This window comes from Halalkalicoccus sp. NIPERK01 (assembly GCF_030287405.1).
Lineage (GTDB): Archaea > Halobacteriota > Halobacteria > Halobacteriales > Halalkalicoccaceae > Halalkalicoccus.
In genome coordinates, this window is record NZ_JASVVV010000001.1 from 69,448 (window position 1) to 89,454 (window position 20,007).

Below are 20,007 nucleotides of genomic sequence, written 5' to 3' on the forward strand. Positions count from 1 at the left end.
CTGCTGGCGTATACATAGGGATTATCGTGGGTGTCAAGAGCGTTCCTGCCCGAGGATCGAATCGCGGCGTCGGCTCTCGGGAGTCGACATTCGGGTGGCTACGATACTCCCTACCTGTCAACGCCTCCCAGCCCCGTCGGGGTTTCAACACCTTTGTATCGGTGGCTCTCGGACGGTGGGATATGACAGAGCAGGTCGTCGTGCTCGGGGCGGGCTACGCCGGTGCGGGAGCGATCCCCGAACTCGAAAACGAGCTGAGCGACGCACAGGTCACGTGGATCTCCGATACCGACTATCACCTCGTCCTCCACGAGTCCCACCGCGTGATTCGCGATCCGTCGGTGAAAGATCACGTCACGATCCCGGTCGAGGAGATCAAATCTCCCGCCACGCGCTTCATCGAGGGCGAGGTCACGGATCTCGACACCGACGACCGCGTCGTCTCGCTCGCCGACGGCACCGCGATCGACTACGACTACGTGCTCGTCGCGCTCGGCTCGTCGACGGCCTACTACGGCATTCCCGGCCTCGACGAACACTCGCTCACCCTGAAGAGCCTCGACGACGCGCTGGCGATCCACGAGGCGGTCAAGACCGCGGCGCGCGACGCGACCCGCGAGGAACCCGCACAGGTCGCCATCGGCGGCGCGGGTCTCTCCGGCATCCAAGCCGCCGGCGAGGTCGCGGAGTTCCGCGATAAGCACAACGCGCCGATCGAGATCTCGTTGATCGAGGCGCTTCCGGAGATCATGCCCGGGCAGGACCCCGAACTCCAGGGCGCGGTCAAAAAGCGCCTGCTCGATAAGGACGTCGAGATCCTCACCGACGACCCCATCACCGAGGCCGACGCCGAGACCATCCAGTTCGACGAGGGCGAACCCCTCGCGTACGACGTCTTCGTCTGGACCGGCGGCATCAGCGGCCGGGAGTGTCTCGAGAACGCGAACGTCGAGAAGGAGCACAACCGCATCGTCGCCGAGTCGACGTTCCGGACCGACGACGAGCGCGTCTTCGCCATCGGCGATTCGGCGATCGTCGACCAGGGCGAGACCCCCGCGCCGCCGACCGCACAGGCCGCCTGGCAGGCCGCTGAACTCGTCGGCGAGAACATCGCCCGCGCGAGCGAGGGCCGCCCCCTGAAGACCTGGACCTACGAGGACAAGGGGACGCTTATCTCCATCGGGGACGAGGCCGTCGCCCACGGGATCAAGCCGATCCCGATCAACACCTTCGGCTGGGTGGGCGCCGAAACCCTCAAAAAGGCCGTCGCCGCCCGCTGGATCGCGGACGTCTCCTCGCCTAAGCGCGCGAAGCGCGCCTGGAAGCACCTTTAGAAGCGTCCGTTTCACTCCCCGGGGTCGCTGCGACCCGCTCGGAGCAAAAACCTACGCTACGAAGCGTAGAACGGTCGTTTCATTCTAGGCTCAGCCCCGCGTGCCACCGCCCTGCGCCGGCCTCCGCCTTCACCTCGTCCATCCGCGCCAGTAGCTTCACCGCGAGCGAGGCCGTCTCGCTCGCGCGCCGTTCGCCCTCCGTCCGGAACTCGCCGGTGATCCGGTTGGCGTAGACCGAACAGATCGCACCTGCACGCAAGCCGTAGACGTTCGCGATCGTCAGGATCGCGCTGGCCTCCATCTCGATGTTCTTCACGTTCGCTTCCCTGAGATCTTCGACGAGGTCGTCGGAACCGGCGGCCTCGAACCCCTCGAATCCGGGGCGGCCCTGCCCCGCGTAGAAGGAGTCGGCGCTCATCGTGATCCCGGTGTGGTAGTCGTAGCCCAGCCGTTCGGCGGCCGCGACGAGCGCACAGACCACCTCGTGGTCGGCGCTCGCGGGGTAGTCCTCGCGGACGTACTCGTCGCTGGTCCCCTCCTGTCGAACCGCGCCCGTCGTGATCACGAGGTCCCCGACGTCCATTCCCTCCTGGATCGCGCCACACGACCCGACCCGGATGAACGTGTCGGCGCCGACCCGGGCGAGTTCCTCGACGGCGATCGCTGCGGAGGGCCCGCCGATCCCCGTCGAGGTCACCGAGATGGGAACTTCGTCGTATCGCCCCGTCAGGGTGCGGTACTCGCGGTGATGGCCCTTCTCGTCCGACTCGTCCCAGAACTCAGTTATCTTCCCGACGCGCTCGGGGTTGCCCGGGAGCAATACAGAGGACGCGACGTCCTCGGGACCGACCTCGATGTGGTACTGTACCTCCTCGTTCGGGTCCTCGCTGTCGTCGGCTGGCATGGATCGGGATTTCCGCCCGCCGCGCAAATAACCGCGTCATTCGATGTCGAGGATCTCGCGCGTTTGCGCGGGCGTCGCGACCGGCCGCCCCAACAGTTCGGCGATCTCCCGGGTGCGCTCGACCAGTTGGGCGTTGCTCGTCGCACGTTCACCCGCACGCACGTAGAGGTTGTCCTCGAAGCCCACGCGGACGTGTCCACCGAGAAGAATACTCATGGTCGTCAGCGGCAACTGGTGGCGCCCCATCGCGAGCGTGTTGAACCGCGCGCCCTCGGGCAGGTTGTCGACGACGTTCTGGACGTTGCGCGGGTGGGCGGGGGTGAGGGTCCCGCCGCCGTAGAGGACACCGAGATACGGCGGTGACTCGACCTCCGCACGGTCGAGAAACGCCTCGACTTCGTTCAGGTGACCCGGATTGAACACCTCCATCTCGGGTTTGATTCCTCGCTCTCGCATCTCCGCGTGCAGCGCATCGACGGTTCCGCGGGGATTCTCGCTCGTCAGGTGGTGATATCGGTTTACGGGGCCCATGTCGAGCGACGCCATTTCGGGAACGGGCTCCGTCCGAAGCGGCTCCAGGCGATCCTCGACGGGGACGCCGGTCCCGCCGGTCGAGTGCTGGATCACGACGTCGTCGGTCGCCTCGCGGACCGCGGCGGTCAGCTCCTGAAACCGATCGCGCGAGAACGACCGTTCGCCGTTCTCCCGGCGGGCATGGAGGTGGATCACCGCCGCCCCCGCGGCCTCGCAGGCCGCCGCGGTTTCGGCGACCTCCCCGGGCGTCTCGGGCAGGTCGGGATGCGCTTCCTTGCCGTGGACGCCGCCCGTCGGCGCGACGGTGACGATCAACGGGTTCCCCTCCAGGTAGTCGCCATAGCTCATCGCTCGTGCTCGCGGTAGATCTCGCAGTCGGTCGCGTGATCCAGGTCGTAGCGGTCGTTACAGACGTCGGCCCGCATCGGCTGGACGAACTCCCCGGCGACGGTACAGTACGCCCGTGCGGTCTCGAACGACCGGCCGTCGCCCTCTCGCTCGTACTCCAGATACGGACAGGTCATGGCACGTCTGGGACCGCCACCCGCTAAAACCTGTTCCACCCCTATTCGAGGTGTTGCTGGGTGATCGTGTCGGGCAGGAGCTCCCCGAGCGTGTACGCCTCCCAGTCGTCGCCGCGGTCGCAGACGACCGGGAACTCCTCGTCGCAGAACTCCGCGAGCGTCTGTCTGCACATCCCACAGGGCGTGACGCCGTCGCGCCGGTCGGAACTCACGGCCAGTCGCGAGAACTCGCGGTGGCCCGTGGCGATCGCCTGCGAGATGGCGACCTCCTCGGCGTGGAGGCTGTTGGAGTAGTTCGCGTTCTCGATGTTACAGCCGGTGAAGACGGTGCCGTCGACGGTCTCGATGGCCGCCCCCACCCGGTACTCCGAGTAGGGGACGTGGGCGTGGGCGTGCGCCTCTCGGGCCGCCTGCACGAGGTCCTCCGTTTTCATGGTTCGAGTACGAAGTGATGGTTATAAAGCCTGCTCGTCGACCGCCGACTCGATGACCGCGGTGGCCTCCTCGATCAGCGTCTCGACGCCCTCGCTTTCGGCGTACAGCCTGACGTAGGGTTCGGTCCCGCTGGGCCGGACGAGGATCCACGAGCCGTCGGGCCACTCGAGGCGCACGCCGTAGGCCGTATCGACCGCGGCGTCGGGGAACGCCGCCGGAAGCGCCGTTTCGAGGCGCTCCATCGCCCGCTCCTTGCGTTCGTCGGGACACTCGACGGCGACCTTCCGGTAGGGCCGTTCGGTGATCGGCTCCCTTAGGGGACCGATCCCGTCGGCCTCGGCGACCAGTCCCGCGAGGACGGCCGCGCTGGCGACGCCGTCGATCCACCCGCCGAATCCGGGGTGGATGTGTTTCCACGGCTCGGCGGCGAAGACGACGTCGCCGCCCGACTCCCGGACGCGCGCGACCCCCTCGTGGAGCGCGCCCAGTCGGACGCGCTCGACCCGCCCGCCCGACGCCTCGACGCGCTCGTCGATCCGCGCGGAGGCGTTCGGCGTCGTCACCACGACGGGGTCGGGCGAGGCGCTCTCGCGCGTGTAGCGCTCGGCGAGGATCGCCAGTACGGTGTCCTCGTGGACCACGTCCCCCGAGGAGTCGACGATCACGATCCGATCGGCGTCGCCGTCGTGACCGATCCCCATCCCGTGGGAACCGTCGGCGACGAACGCCCGGAGGTCGGCGAGCGTCTCGGGGGTCGGCTTGCTCCCCCGCCCGGGGAAACGGCCGTCGACGTTCGCGTTCAGCGTCGTGACCGCGGCGTCGAGGCTCGTCAACACCTGCGGGGTCGCGAGGCCCGCCATCCCGTTGCCGCAGTCGACGGCGACCTGCAGGCCCTCCGCGCCCCCCACGAACTCGCGGGTGAACCCGACGACCGCGCGTCGATAGCGATCGAGGACGTCCCGCGTGATCGACTCCCCCCACGCGTCCCACTCGGTCGGGTGCGTCCCGGCCTCGAGGGCGGTCTCGACCTCCGTCTCGGCGTCGCGGTCGTACTCGACGCCGTCGCGAAACAGCTTGATCCCGTTGTCCGCGGGCGGGTTGTGCGAGGCGGTGAGCATCACGCCGTGGCGACCCTGCGAGGCGAACGCCAGCGTCGGGGTCGGGACGACGCCGAGGCGAATCACGGTCGTGCCGGCGCTCTCGAGGCCGGCGGCCATCGCGTCGGCGAGCGCGGGGCCGGTCTCGCGCCCGTCGCGTCCGAGGACGATCGTCGTTCCCGCCTCGCCCACCGCCTGTCCGACGGCGAGACAGACGAACGGCGTCACTTTCTCGCGAGCGGGCCCGCGGATACCCGCGGTTCCGAAGCGGATCATGTGTGGCCGGTTTCGCCGGCACTCATATATACTGTCGGCTCCCCGGGCGGGACGGGATCGGGAGGTGAACGCGGTCGCCCATCAGAGTTCGACGCCGCTGGGGATCAGGCTGTGCTGGCGGAGCAGGTGGCCCTCCCGGTCGTAGACCAGAAACGTCGATTTCCCGTAGATGGTGAGGTCCTCGCCGTCGATCCGGATGATCACCCGGTAGCGCTCGTCGGAGTCGGCCTCCTTCCCGTAGGCCCGTGCCGCGCGGATGAACCGCAGAACGTCGCTCGCCTGCTCGTTGAGTTCGAGGACGAAGTCCCCGGTGACGCGGTTCGTGACGCTCACCACGCCCGTCACCCCGTCGTCGTCGACGTCTCCCTGAAGCCTGAGTGCGACGTCGGTCTGTGCCGCCGAGAGGAGTTCGTCGTCGAACCCCGTCAGGCGCGCTTCGAGCTCGTCGGCTGGGCCCTCGAAATCGATGACGACGGTCGGCGTCGCCGGCGAGCCCCCCTCCTCGACCCAGTCGATCCCGCGAACATCGAGCGTAAAGTAATCGCGCCTCATCAGTTCACGAAACGGTACGAACCGCGAGGCCATGAACGTAACGCCCACCTCACCGACGGGTGGCAGTTCGTGGCCCGTCAGTCCGCCGGTTCTCGACCCCGTCGACCGGAGGGGTTTAGCCGTCCGTCCCCGATCCCGGGACATGGACGAATCGCGGCGCGTCCGCGAGACCTACGACCGGATCGCGGCCCACTTCGCGAGTACCCGCGAGCATCCCTGGCCCGAGGTCGAGGCGTTCCTCGACGACCGCTCGGGCGCGTTCGGACTCGACGTCGGCTGTGCGAACGGGCGGCACGCCGAACTGCTCGCCGCCCGCACCGACCGCGCCGTCGGGATGGACGTGAGCCGTGGCCTCCTCGGCGAGGCCCGCGACCGGGCGCGAACGCGGGGCTTCGCCGTCGACCTCGTTCAGGGGGACGCCGCGGGCCTTCCGATCCGCTCGCGAAGGGTGGACCTCGCGCTCTACGTCGCGACGATCCACCACCTGCGCGACCGCGAGACGCGGGTGCGCAGCCTCGACGAACTCGCACGCGTGCTCGCGCCGGACGGCCGGGCGCTGGTCAGCGCGTGGAGCACCGCCCACGACCGGTTCGACTCGGAATCGGGGTTCGACACCACGATCTCGTGGACCCTGCCGGGCGGCGAGACGGTGCCCCGATTCTATCACATCTACGCGCCGGAGGAGTTCCGCGCGGATGTCGCGAACAGCGCGCTCGCAATCGAGGCATTCGAGGTCTCCAGCGGGAACTGCTACGCGACGGTGCGAAGAGAACAGTAAGGCCCTTAACCGGGGCGAAGGTAGTTGGAGATACGCTGCGTTCGTCCACCGTTTCGGTGGCTCCCGGTTCGACGGAGAAGCGCCGGTGTCCTACGGAGCAAAGCGACGTAGGGCTCGACGCAAGCGAACGGAGTGAGCTTGCGCCGGTGGTGAGCAGTTCCGAAGGAACTGCGATCCTCGGTGCGAATGAGCGCCGGTGGTCTAGTGGCAGGACCTGAGCCTTCCAAGCTCATGGCCCGGGTTCAAATCCCGGCCGGCGCATTTCCCGAACACGACGAACGAGGAGCGCCAGCGACGAGCGGGTCCGTGAGGTGGAATGCAACTCGGTGGGGTTTGAATCAGAGAGCGAACGGCGTGAGCGACCGTGGTTCAAATCCCGGCCGGCGCATTTTCTGTCCGAGCGACAACGAGGACAAAAATAGCTACAGCGGGATTCTGAACCCTGCAAGTCGCAGCGCGCGAACGAAGTGAGCGCGACCGTCTTGCTCCGGTTCAAATCCCGGCCGGCGCATTTCCCGAACACCGCGAACGAAAAGCGACGTCCGAGGCCCGATCACGGCGTCGTGGCGACCGGCCGCTCCGCCTGCGCGAGCCGCCGCGTGAGCGGCATCCGCAGGAAGGTCACGAGCGTGTACAGCGCCGCGAGGTTGTCCGCGCCGTCGAGGTGAGCCTGATAACACTCGTTGACGCCCTCCCAACTCAGGAACGGCAGCGCCCGGATGAGCTCCTCGTGTTCATCGATCGTCTCGCGGACGAACCCCTGCGAGCGGATGAGTTCGGAGTGGTTCGTCCACGGGCCGGCCGTCCAGTGGGGTTCGTCGATCGGTTCCGGGAAGTGGCGGCGCTTGAACGCCGTCGCGATCCGCCCGGCCTGCTGGATCGCGGGGGGGTACGACAGCGGGACGTTCGTGCTCCCGTGAGGGATCGCCGCGAGGTCGGGATCGAGGTACTCGATGGCCTCGCCGATGAGGTTGCCCCGGAGGAGGTACGACGTGGGCGTCGAGAGGAACAGGTCGACGAGGCGGTTGTCCAGAAAGAGCGTGCCCGAGGGCATCGTCTGGAGCGTCCCGTAGTAGAAGAACTGCGAGGTCCCGTTGGTCAGCGGGCACCGGCTACAGACGGTCGCCTCCTGCAGGGAGCCGTAGGCGATGCCGTGGTCGACGATCCCCTCGCCCTCCCGGGAGACGTTCGCGGCGTACACGTCGTACATGTCCCGCGAGAGCGCATCGCGGATGTACGGCGGAGCCTCCGAGACGCGTCCGGAGACGTACTCCTCGACGCTTTCGACATCCTCCTCGACCGGGAGGGGGAACGACCCCAGCCCGCCGAGGTCGATCGTCCGCGTCGGAACGTGGTTGCCCTTGAACAGCATGTCGCCGTAGTGGCCGGTAAAGAGGTACTCGACGTCCTCGCGGAGGGTCCCCTCGAACCCGGCGGCGTGGATCTGGTTGAAGTAGCCGACGAAGTTCCCGGCCCGCGGCGTCTTTCGCAGGGTGTTGGCCTGGTACTCCCGGCCACGCTGTAGCAACGTGATCGGGACGTCGGCCGCCGTGGCCACCCGGCGGGCGATCCGCGCCTCCGGGTTGACCCAGTCGGCGAGGTGATAGCAGCGGACGTCCCGGTCGGCCGCCATGAGCGCCGCCAGCGTGAGCCGCGAGTCGCTGCCCCCGCTGAGGAGCAGTCCGTACTCCGTGTCGGGGTCGGTTCGCTCCTCGACCGCCCGCGTAAGCGTCTCCGCGATCCGCCGGACGAAGTACTCCCGTGGCTCGTCCACCGGGTCGTAGCTGGGCGTCCAGTACCGCTCGGTCTCGACCGTCGTTTCGTCGAGCGAGACGGTCGTGATCGACCCCGGCTGGAGGCGCTCGACGCCGTCGAGCGGCGTCTTCACCCCGAACGCCCGCTGGAGGGAGAAGTACTCCGCGAGGTACTCGACGTCGAAGCCCGTCTCGACGGCCGGGTGAAGCGGCAGGGACTGGACGTTCGTCGAAAAGACGATGCCCCCGTCGGTCCGGTAGCAGTGAACCGCCCGGCTCCCGAGGCGGTCGGTGAACAGCGAGACCCGTCTCTCGGAGGGGTCGTAGACGGCGCCGACGAAGTTCCCGTTGAGGCCGGCGACGAACTCGAGACCGTACTCCTCGTACAGCGACGCACAGTAGGCCGCGGGAGGGCCGGTCGGGAGCGAGTACCCGTCGGGGCCGTCGAACCCCCAGACCGAGCCCCACAGCCAGACGGCCACGTCCTCGCCCGTCCAGACCGGTTGTGGCTCGTCGGAGTGCGTGGCGATGCCGACCGTCACGTCCCCGTCCGTATACTCGCCCGTCGTCTCCAGCCCGTTCCACTCCAGATCCGCCGTCAGACGTTCCCTCTGGTCCGTTCGCACCGGCTCAGTACCTATCGCTCCCCAGATCCCAACCATAGTTCTCTCAGACAGTCCTTCGGATTGAATGTTGGTATGTCTCCGTTTCGATGTATGGTTCTCCCGAGCGGTACTGACGGGCGAAACCCTCCCGCCCCCAACGGTCGGGCCGCCGGCCCGTGGCACGTCGAGACGTGCCGGAACACACGATTTAACCGTCTCCCGCTCGTACTTCGCCTGTGAGTGAAGAAAGCGGGCGCCGGAACCTCCGGATGCCCAACGACGACGAGATGTTCGCCGTCGTCACCGACATGCTCGGTGGCGGACGCGTCAGACTCCAGTGTAACGACGGCAAAGAGCGCATGGGCCGCATCCCCGGCCGGATGCGTTTTCGAACCTGGATCAACGAGGGCGACGTCGTCCTGATCGAACCGTGGGACTGGCAGGACGAGAAGGCCGACATCGAGTGGCGCTACAAGGGCCAGGACGCGGATCAACTGCGCCGCGAAGGCCACATCGACTGATCCCCTTTCGAGGACGACGAGCCCGAGCCGACAGCGATGCGTCCACCGTTGACGTCCCCCGTCGCCGTATGGGCATATCATGCCCCAGAGTTTTCCGACTGCCCGGCCTCCACTGGATATGGACGAGATGGACGTCCCCGACCCGGAACTCGGCACCGCGACGATCGTCTTCGAGACGCCCGACGGCGAGGTCGACCAGATCACGGTCGAGAACGAGTACATCGTCTACTTCCAGGACCACTGGCAGGTCAAAGCCGGCGAGGACGACGAGGGCAACGACGTCGTCCGCCGGATCCCCCGCGACCGGGTGTACTACGTCGAACGTTCGGTCGAGGAGTTCCAGGACCGGATCGACGCGCTTCTCGACCGGGCGAAAGACCGGTTCGACCTCGAGAACCTCTCCCTCGGGTAGGTGAATCCGTCATCGAGTAGCACGTCAAGGGACGGTACGGGTACCACGCGGCCGTATTCGCCGGTACGTCGCGCCCACCGATCGATCATGCAGCGCCGCACCGCGCTCCGCTCGGGACTGACCCTCGTCTGTGGAGCGTCGCTTTCGGGCTGTCTCGGCGCCCTTGAGTCCGACTCGGCCTGGCGCGACCTCGTCGTCGACCGTCCGGAGGAGGTCTACGTCCCCCCGGAGATCCACGGGATGGCGACGTGGACGAGCGTGAACGCCGACGGGTACGACCTCACGCTCCTCGCGAGCCGTCCACACGGCTTCTGGACGGTCACCGGCACCGAGACCAACCAGGTCGCGATGCGCGAGGCCCACTCGGTCCACCTGATGGCCGCCGTCCGGGAGCCGACGTCCGGACGATACCTGCCCGCGGAGGTGCGCGTCTCGATCCCCCGCGACGGCGAGTCGCTCGACCGGACGCTCTGGCCGATGCTCTCCCAGCGAATGGGGCCACACCACGGCGACAACGTCGCCCTTCCCGGCCCCGGAACCCACGCGGCGACCGTCCGGGTCCTCCCGTCGGGGGTCCGCCACCGCGACCCCTCGACCCGGTTCGATCCCGGCGTCCACGACGTCGAGTTCGAGTACGACCCGGCGGCGATCGAGGCGCTCGAGCGGACGGTCCTCGACGAGGACCGGCGGGGCGAACCCGGGGCCGTCGAACCGATGGGTCACGGACGGGGCGAGCACGCCGGAGGCGGTGGCCACGGCGAGGGTCACCCGGCGGTCCCGACCGCACCGCCCGCAGAGGCGTTTCCCTCCCGTCTCGGGACCGGTCACGTCTGCGGCTGTCGGGTCGTGGTGGCGCTCGACGGGAACCATCTGATCGCCTCGATGCGGACGCCGTACAACGGGTTTCCGACGCCGTTCGCGTCGCTGTCGGCGCGGATCGACCGCGCCGGGTCGAGCGAGACCCGCCCGCTGTTCGAGTCGTTCGATCCCGAGATCGGCCACCACTACGGCGCGCCCGTCGAGTTCGCGGGAGGCGAGCGGGTGACGATTGCGGTCGAAACGCCGCCACAGGTCGCACGACACGAGGGCTACGAGACGGCGTTCCTCGACCGGGGCGAGTTCAGTCTACGACTTCCTCGGTAGCTCTCCCTGGGCCGCTCCGGCGGTCGGCCAGCCACACCACGAGCAGGCCGGCCCCGAGCATGAGCAGGCTGACGACCACCCAGTGGGGGTTGTACGCCTCCGTGCCGTGGATGACGTCGTGCAGGCCGAGCAGGTAGTGATCCACGACCCCGTCGAAGACGTTGAACACGCCCGCGCCGACGAGGGACGCGCCGAGGGCGACCAGCGAGGGCAGCGGTTCGCGGGCGCGGTTGGCGATTCTCCAGAGCATCACCGCTCCCAGTCCCGCGATCAGGAGCATCGTAAGCGAGAACAGCCCGTCGAACATCACGTTCGTCCGCAGGCCGTCGTAGGTCAGCGGGTCGTAAAACCCCGAGAGCAGGTGGTGGGTCTGGAAGATCAGGTGGAAGACCAGCACGTCCACGAGGGCTCCGATGCCGAATCCGAGGACGCCGCCCCACAGGAGGAGCGCCCGTCGATACCCGCCGGTGTCGATCATGGGTGCGGTTCGTAGGTCGGCTCCAAAAGCGTACGCCCGGAGAGCGCAACTACGGGATGAGCGTCACCGGCAGGTCGCTCTCCTCGACGACCGCCTCGCTCGCGCTGCCGACGACGAACCGTTCGAGCCGGTTGCTCGTGGTCCGCCCCATCACGACGTGGTCGTAGCCCCGCTCCTCCGCGAGCGCGACGATCCGCTGGCCGACCTTCCGGGCCGCACCCGACTCCCGGACGACGTCGGTCTCGACGAGTTCGGGTTCCGGGTCGAGGCCCCGTTCCGAGATCGCCGCGCGAGCGCGCTCGAACAGTTCGTCGGTCGCGTCGGTGCGCTCGGCCGCGAAGTGCACCACGGCCAGATCGGCGTCGAACCCGCTGGCGAACTCGACGCCGAACCGGAGCGCGTCGAAACTGCTGGCCGAACCGTCGATCGGGACGAGGAGCTGCATACCCCTGCCAATCGTGTCCGACCTAAAAAGTGGGCGGGCTTCGAGCCGGTCGGCTAGAACCCGAACACGGGCACGAATCGAAAGGCGAGGTACGCCCCGAGGGTCGCGAGCGCCGGGACGACGTTCTGCAGGAGGATCACGCGGGCGGTCGTCTCGGGGTCGAACAGATCCGTGGTTTTCGGGATCTCCTCGGGGCGTTCGTCCCCGATCTTCGGGAGGGGCTCGCCCTCGCGGTCGGCGGCCAGCGCGCCGACCGAGACGTTGGTCCGCTCGCGGCCGTGAACGCTATCGGAGAGCGTCGTCGTCCGGGTCGCCCGCCCCCATCCGAGGCCGATGATGCTCATCGTCGCGACGACGACGAAGCTCGCGGGGATGCCGGCCGCAGAGAGCAGGGAGATGATGGTCGCGCTGACGACCGCGACCACGATCGCGGCGGTCAGCGGGAGGTCGGTGATGTCGTTGCCGAGCGTTTCGAGGGTCCGTCTGGCGATCGTGAACGCCCCCACCCCGGTCGCCGCGGCCGCGAGCGCGATCGCGGGGTTCATCGCCAGTTCGCCGCTTCCCACGAGGGGGGCGACGGCGTTGGCGACATTGCTGGCGCCCGAACTGAACGCCATGTAACAGCCGATCCCGATCAGGACGGCCGTTCCGACGGTCTCCCGGCGGGCCACGTCCTCCCCGGTGGTGAGCCGCGGAAGCCGCCCCGTGCGGTCGAGGACGAACGTCGGTTCGTCGTTCCGGGGGATCGAGACCAACCGGTTGAGATGCGAGTAGAAGTACCGGCCGATGACGCCGCTGACCCAGAAGGCGATCACGGGCGCGACGAGCCACCACGAGACGATCACCCCCATCGTCGCCCAGTCGATCCGGCCGGTGGCGATGCCGAGGCCGGCGATCGATCCCACGGCGCTCATCGAGGTCGAGGCGGGGACGCCGAAGACGTTCCCGACGAACAGCGCCCCGCCGATGAAAAAGAGGACGGTGATGGAGACCTCGAGGCTGAACAGCGAACTCGGGACGATGTCGCCCCCGAGCGTGTCGACGACCTCCCGTCCGAGCGTCCACCCGCCGGCGAAGAAGAACACCGTCATCAGCGCCGCCGCGCCGACCTTCGAGATCGCGTTCGAGCCGACCGCGGGGCCGAACGCGGGGCCGGTCGTCGCCCCGCCGACGTTGTAGCCGACGAACGCCGCGACCACGACGCCGACGAACAGCAGGACGTCGCTCATGGTTCCCCGACGGCGGGGGCCCGGTTAAGGCGTGTCATCTGCCCGCGTCGCTCAGAGTTCGATCCGCTCGACGAGTTCGTTCTCGCTTCGGGTGTTGAGCGCGACGATCCGGACGAAGTCCTCCAGCCCCGAGTCGTCGAGTTTCGCCTTCAGCAGGCTGTCGACCTGGTAGACGCCCGCGGCGTCGGTCATCTCGATCTCGACGTGGACCGGGATGTCCTCGCCCTCGTGGAGCGAGACGCGCTGGATCGCCTGGCTCGACACCGTGTTGATCCCCCGACCGCCGCGCTCGTAGGGGTTCCGCGAACGCCCGCGTTCCATGTCGAGGCCGTCACAGATCCGGATGACGCCAGCCTCGCGGGTCAGCGGGACCTCCTCGGTGTGGTGACAGAGGATCGCGTGGAGCACCTCGCCCTTCACTCGTACTTGTCCGTCGATCCCGTAGAACTCCGGGAGGATCCGGTCGAGGACGTCCGCCGCGAGCGGGATCGAGTAGTAGGTGTGGTCCGAGCGGTGGACGACGTGGCCGATGTCGTGGAGCTTCGCGGCGAGCGCGAGGATCACCGCCTCGTCGGCCTCCTCGAGCCCCTGATCGCGTGCCCCGTTGAACTCGACGCCGCCGCGCTTCAGGAGGTCGTAGAGACAGAGCGCCCTGTTCAGGACGATCTCGATGTGTTTCTCGCCGTGATCGTTGTAGCGCATCCGCGTGACCGGGTTGACGTTCTGGGCTTCGAGGTACGCCTGGATCTCCTCGTCGCGTTCGACGAAGGCGAGTACCTCGTTGACGCGTTCGTCGGGGAAGGCGTGTTCGGCGTCGGGGTCGTATCGCCTGTTACCGGTCGACTCTGCCATATCCGTCCGTGGGTTCGCCGGGTAGAAAAACCCGCGGCATCGGGCGTCCGCGGCGGTCGTGATGGACGGTGCGACAACGGGTGCGGCGTCGTCCTCACCGACGCCGGAGGGGCCGAGCCGTCAGAACTGCGTCGGGGCCTCCCGCTCGAACCACGAGTCGTCGACCCGGACGGGATCGGGCCCGAACGCGAGCAGTTCTGCCGTCCGCTCCGCGAGCGGGCTACGTGGCGCGACGGAAAAGAACGTTCGCAGGGCGGGCCGGCGGATCGGGCGGGGGACTCGCTCCCCGTGGAGGACCAGCGCCGTCAGCGCCCGTTCGAGGCGGCGCTGGGTCTCGACCACCCGCTCGACGGCGGGGCGACGGCGCGACTCGTAGCGCCCGAGGGCGCAGGCGGGAAGCGGACCGTCGCCGGGATCGAGCGAGAGCGCGCGGGCGACCGTCTCGTGGGCGACGACGGCGTCCGCGATGGCCAGGGCGTTCCCCTGCCCGCCGACCGGCGAGGCGATGTGGGCCGCGTCCCCGAGCAGGAGGAGGCCGCCGTCGACCCACCGCTCGCCCATCCCGGGTTCGATCCGCAGCAGGGTGCAGTCATCGAAGCTCCCGAGGGCGTCGGGGAGCACCCCGTCGAGGCCGGGATCGACGGTCGAGATCCGCTCGCGGAACGCCTCGATTCCCCGCCCGCGCAGGTCGGCGTAGCTCCCCCGCGGGATGAACCAGCCGGCCTGGGCCGCCTCGCCGCCGAGGCCGAAGTAAAGCAGTAGCCCGCCGTCGTCGTACCGGCCCTGAGCGGTCTCGCCGACGGCGTCGGCGGGCAGTTTGAACCACAGCAGGTCGAGTTTCGACGCCAGCCTGCCGGGGTCGATCCCCGCGCTGGCCCTGACCGTCGAGTAGCGCCCGTCGGCGCCGACGACGACCCGCGAGCGGATCCGTACTGCGTCGCCGGTCCGGCGGTTCGTCGCGAGCACGCCCGCGACCCGCCCGCCCTCGTAGAGGAGGTCCCGCGCGGGCAGCCTGTCGTGGTACTCGAAGTTCGGGAACTCGGCGGCGCGCTCGACGAGCAGTTCCAAAAGCGGGGGCTGTTCCATCAACAGCGCGTAGTCGTGCCCGCCACCGAGCGCCTCGAAATCGATGGTTCGGTAGGGCCGCCCGTAGATCACCACCTCCGGGCGCGAAACCCGCTCGTGATCGAGCGCGAGCACCTCGTCCAGAAGACCGAGTTGCTCGAAGACGTCGAGCGCGAGCGGCTGGAACAGGTAGCCCCTGAACTCCCGGTCCAGCGTGGCGTGGCGCTCGATGAGCGTCGTCTCGATGCCGCTTCGCGCGAGCAAGTAGGCGAGAAGGCAGCCCCCCGGCCCGGCACCGACGACTGCCACCGTCGTCTCGATCTCGGTGTCCATGCCGTGCGATAACGCACCCCTAGGAGATCAACGCGCCGCTACCGTGGGGTCAGTGCCTCGGGCGGTCCTCCCGCCAACCGGTCCCGGTCGTGGGGGGCATCGAAATCGAGGTCGGGCCCGCGCGCGACGATCCGCGAGGGGTTCACGTCCGGGTGGGTCGTGTAGTAGTGTTCCGTGATGTGGCCCATGTTCACCGTCTCGGCGACGCCCGGCGTCCCGTACAGGTCCCGGAGGTACGGCCAGAGGTGCTCGTACTCCTGTATCTGTTTGACGTTGCACATGAAGTGGGTGTGGTAGACCTGGTCGAACCGGATCAGCGTGGTGAACATGCAGAGGTCGGCCTCGGTGAGGCGGTCGCCCGCGAGGTAGCGCCGGTCGGCGAGGACCGAATCCCAGCGGTCCAGCGCACTGAAGAGGTCGTCGATGGCCTCGTCGTAGGCCGCCTGCGAGCCCGCGAAGCCCGCCCGGTAAACCCCGTTGTTGATCGGCTCGTAGATCGCGTCGATGATCTCCTCTACCCCCTCGCGATACCCCTCCGGGTAGAGGTCCACCTCGCGGGTCGCGTGTTCCTCGAACTCGGTGTCCAACATTCGCAGGATCTCCCTCGATTCGTTGTTGACGATGGTTTCTTCCTTCGTGTCCCAGAGGACGGGAACGGTCACCCGGGCGGTGACGTCCGGGTCCGCCCGGACGTACAGTTCGCGGAGGTAGTCCGATCCGTGGACGCGGTCGGGGGTACAGCCCTCCTTTTCGGGGATGAACCCCCAGCCGTCCTCGTCCCTAAAGGGGTCGACCACCGACACCCCGATGGCGCCCTCCAGTCCCTTCAGCGACCGCGCCAGCAGGGTCCGGTGTGCCCACGGGCAGGCGTACGAGACGTAGAGGTGGTATCGGCCGGACTCGGCGGGGAACCCCTCGCCGATCCGGTCGCGAAACGTGGTCTCCTGGCGCTCGAACGCCCCCTCCTCGTTCGTCGACTCGTAGGCGTCGGTTCGCCACTCGCCGTCGACCAGTTGGTTCACGCGAACCCTACGGCTCGGAGACGTAAAGCCGCTTAGCCGCCGTCGGGGACCGACGTGATCACGTACCACTCGTCCCACCGATCCTCGTTTTCGGGACGAGACCGGCGCTCGATTTCGACCCCGTGTGCGCCCTCGGCGTGTTCGGGACAGACCGGTCGCACCTCGTCGCCGTCCGGGACGACGTAGATCCCACCACGGGGATCGATTTCGTCGTCGCAGTCGTGACAGACGAGCGAGGGCGGGAGGGTTCGACCGATCAGGTCCATGGTCGGCGTTCGTCCGCGACCGTGATAAGTGGTAGCCAGCCACGTCTTCCGGCCCCGGGGTCGCGAGAGCGACCCTCCCGGTCCGAAAAGCTGGACCGAAAACACCGACACAGCGTTGCTGTGCCGGAAACACCGGTCTATTTCAGCGCGTCGAGTCGGAACTCGAAGGCGGAGACGGGGAGTTCGAGGTCGTGTTCGACCAGCACTTCGGGGTGGATCTCGCCGACGACGCCCGCCGATCGACCGTCGATGGCGACCGAGGCCGCCCGGCCGTCGACGAACGTCGGGTGCTCGGTCGGGGGCGTTTCGAGGTCGACGCCGAACGCGCGGGCGATCGCCTGCAGGACCGCCTTGGCGTCCTCGTAGGAGGCGTCGGTCCGTGCGAGGACCCCCGCGACGGTGCGGCGCTCGGCGACGCCAGTCTCCGTCGAGTCGTCGATCCAGGCGGCGAAGCCGACCTCGGCGAGGTCCTGGGGGTACGAGCGGTGGGTGTTGTTCTCCAGAACCAGCAGCAACGAGGGCAGCGCCCACGTGCGGACCATCGTGTAGTCCTCGCTGTAGGGTTCGCGGATCGTCGCGGGGTCGCCCGCGCCGACGACCCCCTCGTCCGGCGCCACCCGGAGGCGTTCGAAGTTCTCGGCCTCGTTGATCAGGTGGAAGTTCAGGGTGTCCTCGAAGCCGAGTCCCACGAGGACGCCCCGGGCGGCGTCCTCCAGTCGGGTGCGCTCGTGACGAGCGCCGACGGTGCTCACCTCGGGGTAGGTGGGGACGAGCGCGTCGAAGCCGTAGGCCCGACCCACGTCGTCGATCAGGTCGACGGGGTGAAGGACGTCGACGCGATACGGCGGGACCTTCACGTCGTAGGCGGTCTCCTCTCCTAACACCCGTGTCGCCGAGAGCCCGGATCGCTCGAAGCAGTCGATCACCGTCTCGGGGTCGAACTCCATGCCGAGCATCCCCTCGATGCGGTCGTGTGCGACGCGCTTTTCGCGAACCTCGAAGTCCGGTCTGAGAAGCGTCCGGTCGGGGTACTCGATCTCGACCTCCTCGATGGTCGCGCCACGGGCCGACAGCGCGTAGCAGACGATCGCACACATCCTGTCGATCGTCCACTGGTCGGTCCCGGTCAACTCGACGAACAGTTCCCTGGAATCGGTCGAGACCTCAGTCCGCCGGCCGTTGATCACCGGCGGGAACGAGAAGAGGCCGAGTTCGTCGTAGATCGCCGGATACTTCCCGTAGTCGCTCACGATGTCGGCGTACTCCCGGCCCGTGGGGTGGTCCTCAAGGACCTCGGCGGGCGTGAGTTCCGCGTTCGAGTCGAGCGGGACGAACCGCGGCCCGTCGGGTTCGACTCCCGTATAGCGGATCGAGGGCGACCCCTCGCCCGTCGCCGGCCGTCCCTTCAACATGGCGAGGTCGTGGATCCCGATCGCGCCCTTCGCGCGCTTTCGACCCATCGTCGCGTGGAGTTTCTCCTGGAGTTGGATCAGCGAGTCCAGCCCCTTCTCGTCGAGATCGACCCCGCGGATCACCGCGCCGGTGACGTAGGGGCGCTCCTCGGGCACGTCGTCGACTTCGATGGTCCAGTCGGGGTCGTTCGTCGGCGGGACGTACGTCCCCCGGTCCTCGCCGTACTGATACCGGAGCGAGCGGGCGACCCCCTCGACCGAGAGCCGGTCCAGCCGATCCGGCGCGAACTCGAACTGGAGTTCGCCGTCCTCCGTTCGACCCTCGTACTCCAGACCCAGCCCGAACAGGTCGTCCTTGAGCCGGTCGTCGTCCTTCTCGGTGCCGGTCAGCTCGCGCAGGTCGTCGGTGTCGATATCGACGACGGGCATCAGTAGATCACCTCCGCGTTCCGGAGGAATTCGATGTCCGCGAGCGTGCCGTGGAGGTCGCGGATGTCCTCCGCGCCGGTGATCAGCATCGCGAGGCGTTCGAGTGCGAGCCCCCACGCCATCACGTCACACTCGACGCCGAGGGGTTCGAGCACCTCGGGACGGAACATCCCCGAGTTACCGATCTCGATCAGTTCGCCCGTCTCGGGGTGGTGGCCGAACAGCTCGAAGCTCGGTTCGGTGTAGGGGTTGTAGTGGGGTTTGAACTGCAGGTCGGTGATGCCGAACCGCTCGTAGAACTCGGTGAAGGTGCCCTTGAGGTCGCGCACAGAGAGGTCCTCGGCCATCACCCAGCCCTCGATCTGGAAGAATTCGAGGAGGTGGGTCGGGTCGAGGGTGTCGTTCCTGTAGACCTTCTCCACGCTGAAGTACCGCTGGGGCGGTTCGAGTTTTCCGACGGCCTCGCCCGAGAGATACCGCATCGACAGCGAGGTGGTGTGCCCGCGGAGGTCCATCCCGCGGGCGACTTCCTCGGTCCACGGCGAGTGGTAGCCCTCGCCGTCCTCGCCGACGCCCTCCAGATGCGCCGACCGCACGCGCTCGACGAGGTCCTCGGGCAGGTCGTCCATTCGATCGGGGGTTTCGAGCGCGAACTGGTCCCAGTGGGTTCTGGCGGGGTGGTCCTGGGGCATGAACAGCGCGTCGTTGATCCAGAACTCCGAATCGACGTGTGGGCCGTCCATCTCCTCGAAGCCCATACCAACCAAAACGTCCTTTACGCGGTCTGCGGTCTGCCTGAGGACGTGTTTCTTTCCCCCGGTCACCTCGGCGGCGTCGGCCTCGACGTTGTAGGCGGCGAATTCCACGTCTTTCCACTCGCCGCTGGTGAGCATTTCGGGGGTGATCTGGCCGACGGTCTCGCTCACCTCGACGCCCTCCATCAGCGCGGTGACGCCCTCGTCGGTCAGCGTCACGGAGCGGACCGTCGACTCGCGCCGACCGATCAGGTCCCGTCGTTCGAGCGAGTCGAGAACCGCGTCGGCCACGGGCTCCTCGGCGTCGATCAGCGCCAGCGCGTCGGCCTCCTCGTCCTCGTCGTGGCCCGCGGCCGCCGAGAGTTCGCCCGAGTCGATCTCCCCGTACCCCTTCCGGGCGTAGTTCGACAGCGCGATGTCGACCTCTCCTCCCTCCAATCCCGACTTGCCGATGGCTTCGCCCATCGGAACGGGTTCCTCGTCCGCCCCGAGTTCGAGGGCGGCCTCGTAGAGACGCCGTTCAGGGAGTCCCTTCTCGGCGTACTCCGCACCCTCCTCGGTGAGCGAGACGCCCTCGATCTCTTCCTCCGAAACGTCCAGTAGTCCCTCCTCTTCGAGGGCGAAGGCCGCGCCGGTGACGGTTTCGGGTTTTTCGCCGAGTTCCTCGGCGAGCCGTTCGATCGTGCGCTCCTCGGTGGCGCTCGCCGCCTCGAGGAGTGCAGCCTGTGTCGATGGCAGTCGCATTCGTTGTGTGGTTGGTCGCAAAGCAGTCGTTTAGCGGTTCCGGACTGGCGGTCGTGAGTCGGGCGACGGTTCAGACGACCGCCGCGGGCCGCGTCGATCACCGCCGCC

The 20,007-nt window shown here is 68.1% G+C and carries 21 protein-coding genes and 1 tRNA gene; 6 read left to right on the top strand and 16 right to left on the bottom strand.

Features of this window, described 5'->3' with window-relative positions; all coding sequences use genetic code 11:
- Positions 1–182: 182 nt before the first annotated feature.
- A complete protein-coding gene (locus QRT08_RS00385) occupies positions 183–1,334 on the top strand; it encodes an NAD(P)/FAD-dependent oxidoreductase (RefSeq protein WP_286043594.1) in 1,152 nt (383 codons plus the stop codon).
- A 79-nt stretch (positions 1,335–1,413) separates the two neighbouring features.
- Here the strand turns inward: QRT08_RS00385 and QRT08_RS00390 are convergent, their stop codons facing one another.
- The 6 genes from QRT08_RS00390 to QRT08_RS00415 form a co-directional block, all read right to left on the bottom strand.
- Complete coding sequence (locus tag QRT08_RS00390) at positions 1,414–2,238, bottom strand: nucleoside phosphorylase (RefSeq protein WP_286043595.1); 825 nt, start codon at positions 2,236–2,238, stop codon at positions 1,414–1,416.
- A 36-nt stretch (positions 2,239–2,274) separates the two neighbouring features.
- Positions 2,275–3,120: a beta-keto acid cleavage family enzyme gene (locus tag QRT08_RS00395; protein WP_286043596.1), complete on the bottom strand. Its 846-nt coding sequence runs from the start codon at positions 3,118–3,120 to the stop codon at positions 2,275–2,277.
- On the bottom strand, positions 3,117–3,296 hold the full coding sequence (locus QRT08_RS00400; protein WP_286043597.1) for a hypothetical protein: 180 nt from the start codon (positions 3,294–3,296) through the stop codon (positions 3,117–3,119). The genes QRT08_RS00395 and QRT08_RS00400 overlap by 4 nt, the downstream gene beginning before the upstream one ends.
- A 41-nt stretch (positions 3,297–3,337) precedes the next feature.
- On the bottom strand, positions 3,338–3,730 hold the full coding sequence (gene cdd, locus QRT08_RS00405) for a cytidine deaminase (RefSeq protein ID WP_286043598.1): 393 nt from the start codon (positions 3,728–3,730) through the stop codon (positions 3,338–3,340).
- Positions 3,731–3,751: 21 nt separating this feature from the next.
- Positions 3,752–5,104, bottom strand: a complete 1,353-nt coding sequence (locus tag QRT08_RS00410) for a phosphohexomutase domain-containing protein (RefSeq protein WP_286043599.1) — start codon at positions 5,102–5,104, stop codon at positions 3,752–3,754.
- Between the two features lie 81 nt (positions 5,105–5,185).
- Positions 5,186–5,656, bottom strand: coding sequence for a DUF5793 family protein (locus QRT08_RS00415; RefSeq protein ID WP_286043600.1), 471 nt, complete (start codon positions 5,654–5,656; stop codon positions 5,186–5,188).
- Positions 5,657–5,798: 142 nt separating this feature from the next.
- Between QRT08_RS00415 and QRT08_RS00420 the strand changes: the two genes are divergently transcribed.
- Positions 5,799–6,434, top strand: a complete 636-nt coding sequence (locus QRT08_RS00420; RefSeq protein ID WP_286043601.1) for a class I SAM-dependent methyltransferase — start codon at positions 5,799–5,801, stop codon at positions 6,432–6,434.
- A 190-nt stretch (positions 6,435–6,624) separates the two neighbouring features.
- Positions 6,625–6,695 (top strand) — tRNA-Gly (locus QRT08_RS00425).
- Positions 6,696–6,987: 292 nt separating this feature from the next.
- Here QRT08_RS00425 and QRT08_RS00430 read toward each other — a convergent pair.
- Positions 6,988–8,850 (bottom strand): asparagine synthase-related protein, encoded by a 1,863-nt coding sequence (locus QRT08_RS00430; protein ID WP_286043602.1) that lies wholly within the window; start codon positions 8,848–8,850, stop codon positions 6,988–6,990.
- Positions 8,851–9,029: 179 nt separating this feature from the next.
- Between QRT08_RS00430 and eif1A the strand changes: the two genes are divergently transcribed.
- The 3 genes from eif1A to QRT08_RS00445 all read left to right on the top strand — a co-directional run bounded on the left by eif1A (position 9,030) and on the right by QRT08_RS00445 (position 10,869).
- Positions 9,030–9,314, top strand: coding sequence for a translation initiation factor eIF-1A (gene eif1A / locus QRT08_RS00435; protein WP_066383241.1), 285 nt, complete (start codon positions 9,030–9,032; stop codon positions 9,312–9,314).
- A 118-nt stretch (positions 9,315–9,432) separates the two neighbouring features.
- Positions 9,433–9,726 carry a hypothetical protein gene (locus tag QRT08_RS00440; RefSeq protein ID WP_286043603.1) on the top strand — a complete coding sequence of 98 codons (294 nt, stop codon included), beginning with the start codon at positions 9,433–9,435 and terminating at the stop codon, positions 9,724–9,726.
- Between the two features lie 87 nt (positions 9,727–9,813).
- Positions 9,814–10,869, top strand: coding sequence for a DUF7350 domain-containing protein (locus QRT08_RS00445; RefSeq protein WP_286043604.1), 1,056 nt, complete (start codon positions 9,814–9,816; stop codon positions 10,867–10,869).
- Here QRT08_RS00445 and QRT08_RS00450 read toward each other — a convergent pair.
- The 9 genes from QRT08_RS00450 to pheS form a co-directional block, all read right to left on the bottom strand.
- A complete protein-coding gene (locus tag QRT08_RS00450) occupies positions 10,847–11,347 on the bottom strand; it encodes a DUF2243 domain-containing protein (RefSeq protein WP_286043605.1) in 501 nt (166 codons plus the stop codon). The genes QRT08_RS00445 and QRT08_RS00450 overlap by 23 nt on opposite strands.
- Before the next feature lie 49 nt (positions 11,348–11,396).
- On the bottom strand, positions 11,397–11,792 hold the full coding sequence (locus QRT08_RS00455) for a universal stress protein (RefSeq protein WP_286043606.1): 396 nt from the start codon (positions 11,790–11,792) through the stop codon (positions 11,397–11,399).
- Positions 11,793–11,845: 53 nt separating this feature from the next.
- Positions 11,846–13,021 carry an inorganic phosphate transporter gene (locus tag QRT08_RS00460; protein WP_286043607.1) on the bottom strand — a complete coding sequence of 392 codons (1,176 nt, stop codon included), beginning with the start codon at positions 13,019–13,021 and terminating at the stop codon, positions 11,846–11,848.
- Positions 13,022–13,072: 51 nt separating this feature from the next.
- Positions 13,073–13,873: an HD domain-containing protein gene (locus QRT08_RS00465; protein ID WP_286043608.1), complete on the bottom strand. Its 801-nt coding sequence runs from the start codon at positions 13,871–13,873 to the stop codon at positions 13,073–13,075.
- A 120-nt stretch (positions 13,874–13,993) separates the two neighbouring features.
- Complete coding sequence (locus QRT08_RS00470; protein WP_286043609.1) at positions 13,994–15,271, bottom strand: FAD-dependent oxidoreductase; 1,278 nt, start codon at positions 15,269–15,271, stop codon at positions 13,994–13,996.
- A gap of 38 nt (positions 15,272–15,309) precedes the next feature.
- Positions 15,310–16,293, bottom strand: a complete 984-nt coding sequence (locus QRT08_RS00475; protein ID WP_286043610.1) for a glutathione S-transferase family protein — start codon at positions 16,291–16,293, stop codon at positions 15,310–15,312.
- 32 nt (positions 16,294–16,325) lie between these two features.
- The gene (locus QRT08_RS00480) at positions 16,326–16,559 is read right to left on the bottom strand and encodes a hypothetical protein (protein ID WP_286043611.1); all 234 of its coding nucleotides are present in this window, start codon (positions 16,557–16,559) and stop codon (positions 16,326–16,328) included.
- 137 nt (positions 16,560–16,696) lie between these two features.
- Positions 16,697–18,400, bottom strand: coding sequence for a phenylalanine--tRNA ligase subunit beta (pheT, locus tag QRT08_RS00485; RefSeq protein ID WP_286043612.1), 1,704 nt, complete (start codon positions 18,398–18,400; stop codon positions 16,697–16,699).
- Positions 18,400–19,899 (bottom strand): phenylalanine--tRNA ligase subunit alpha, encoded by a 1,500-nt coding sequence (pheS, locus tag QRT08_RS00490; RefSeq protein WP_286043613.1) that lies wholly within the window; start codon positions 19,897–19,899, stop codon positions 18,400–18,402. Before pheS ends, pheT begins: the two co-directional genes overlap by 1 nt.
- Positions 19,900–20,007: the final 108 nt, after the last annotated feature.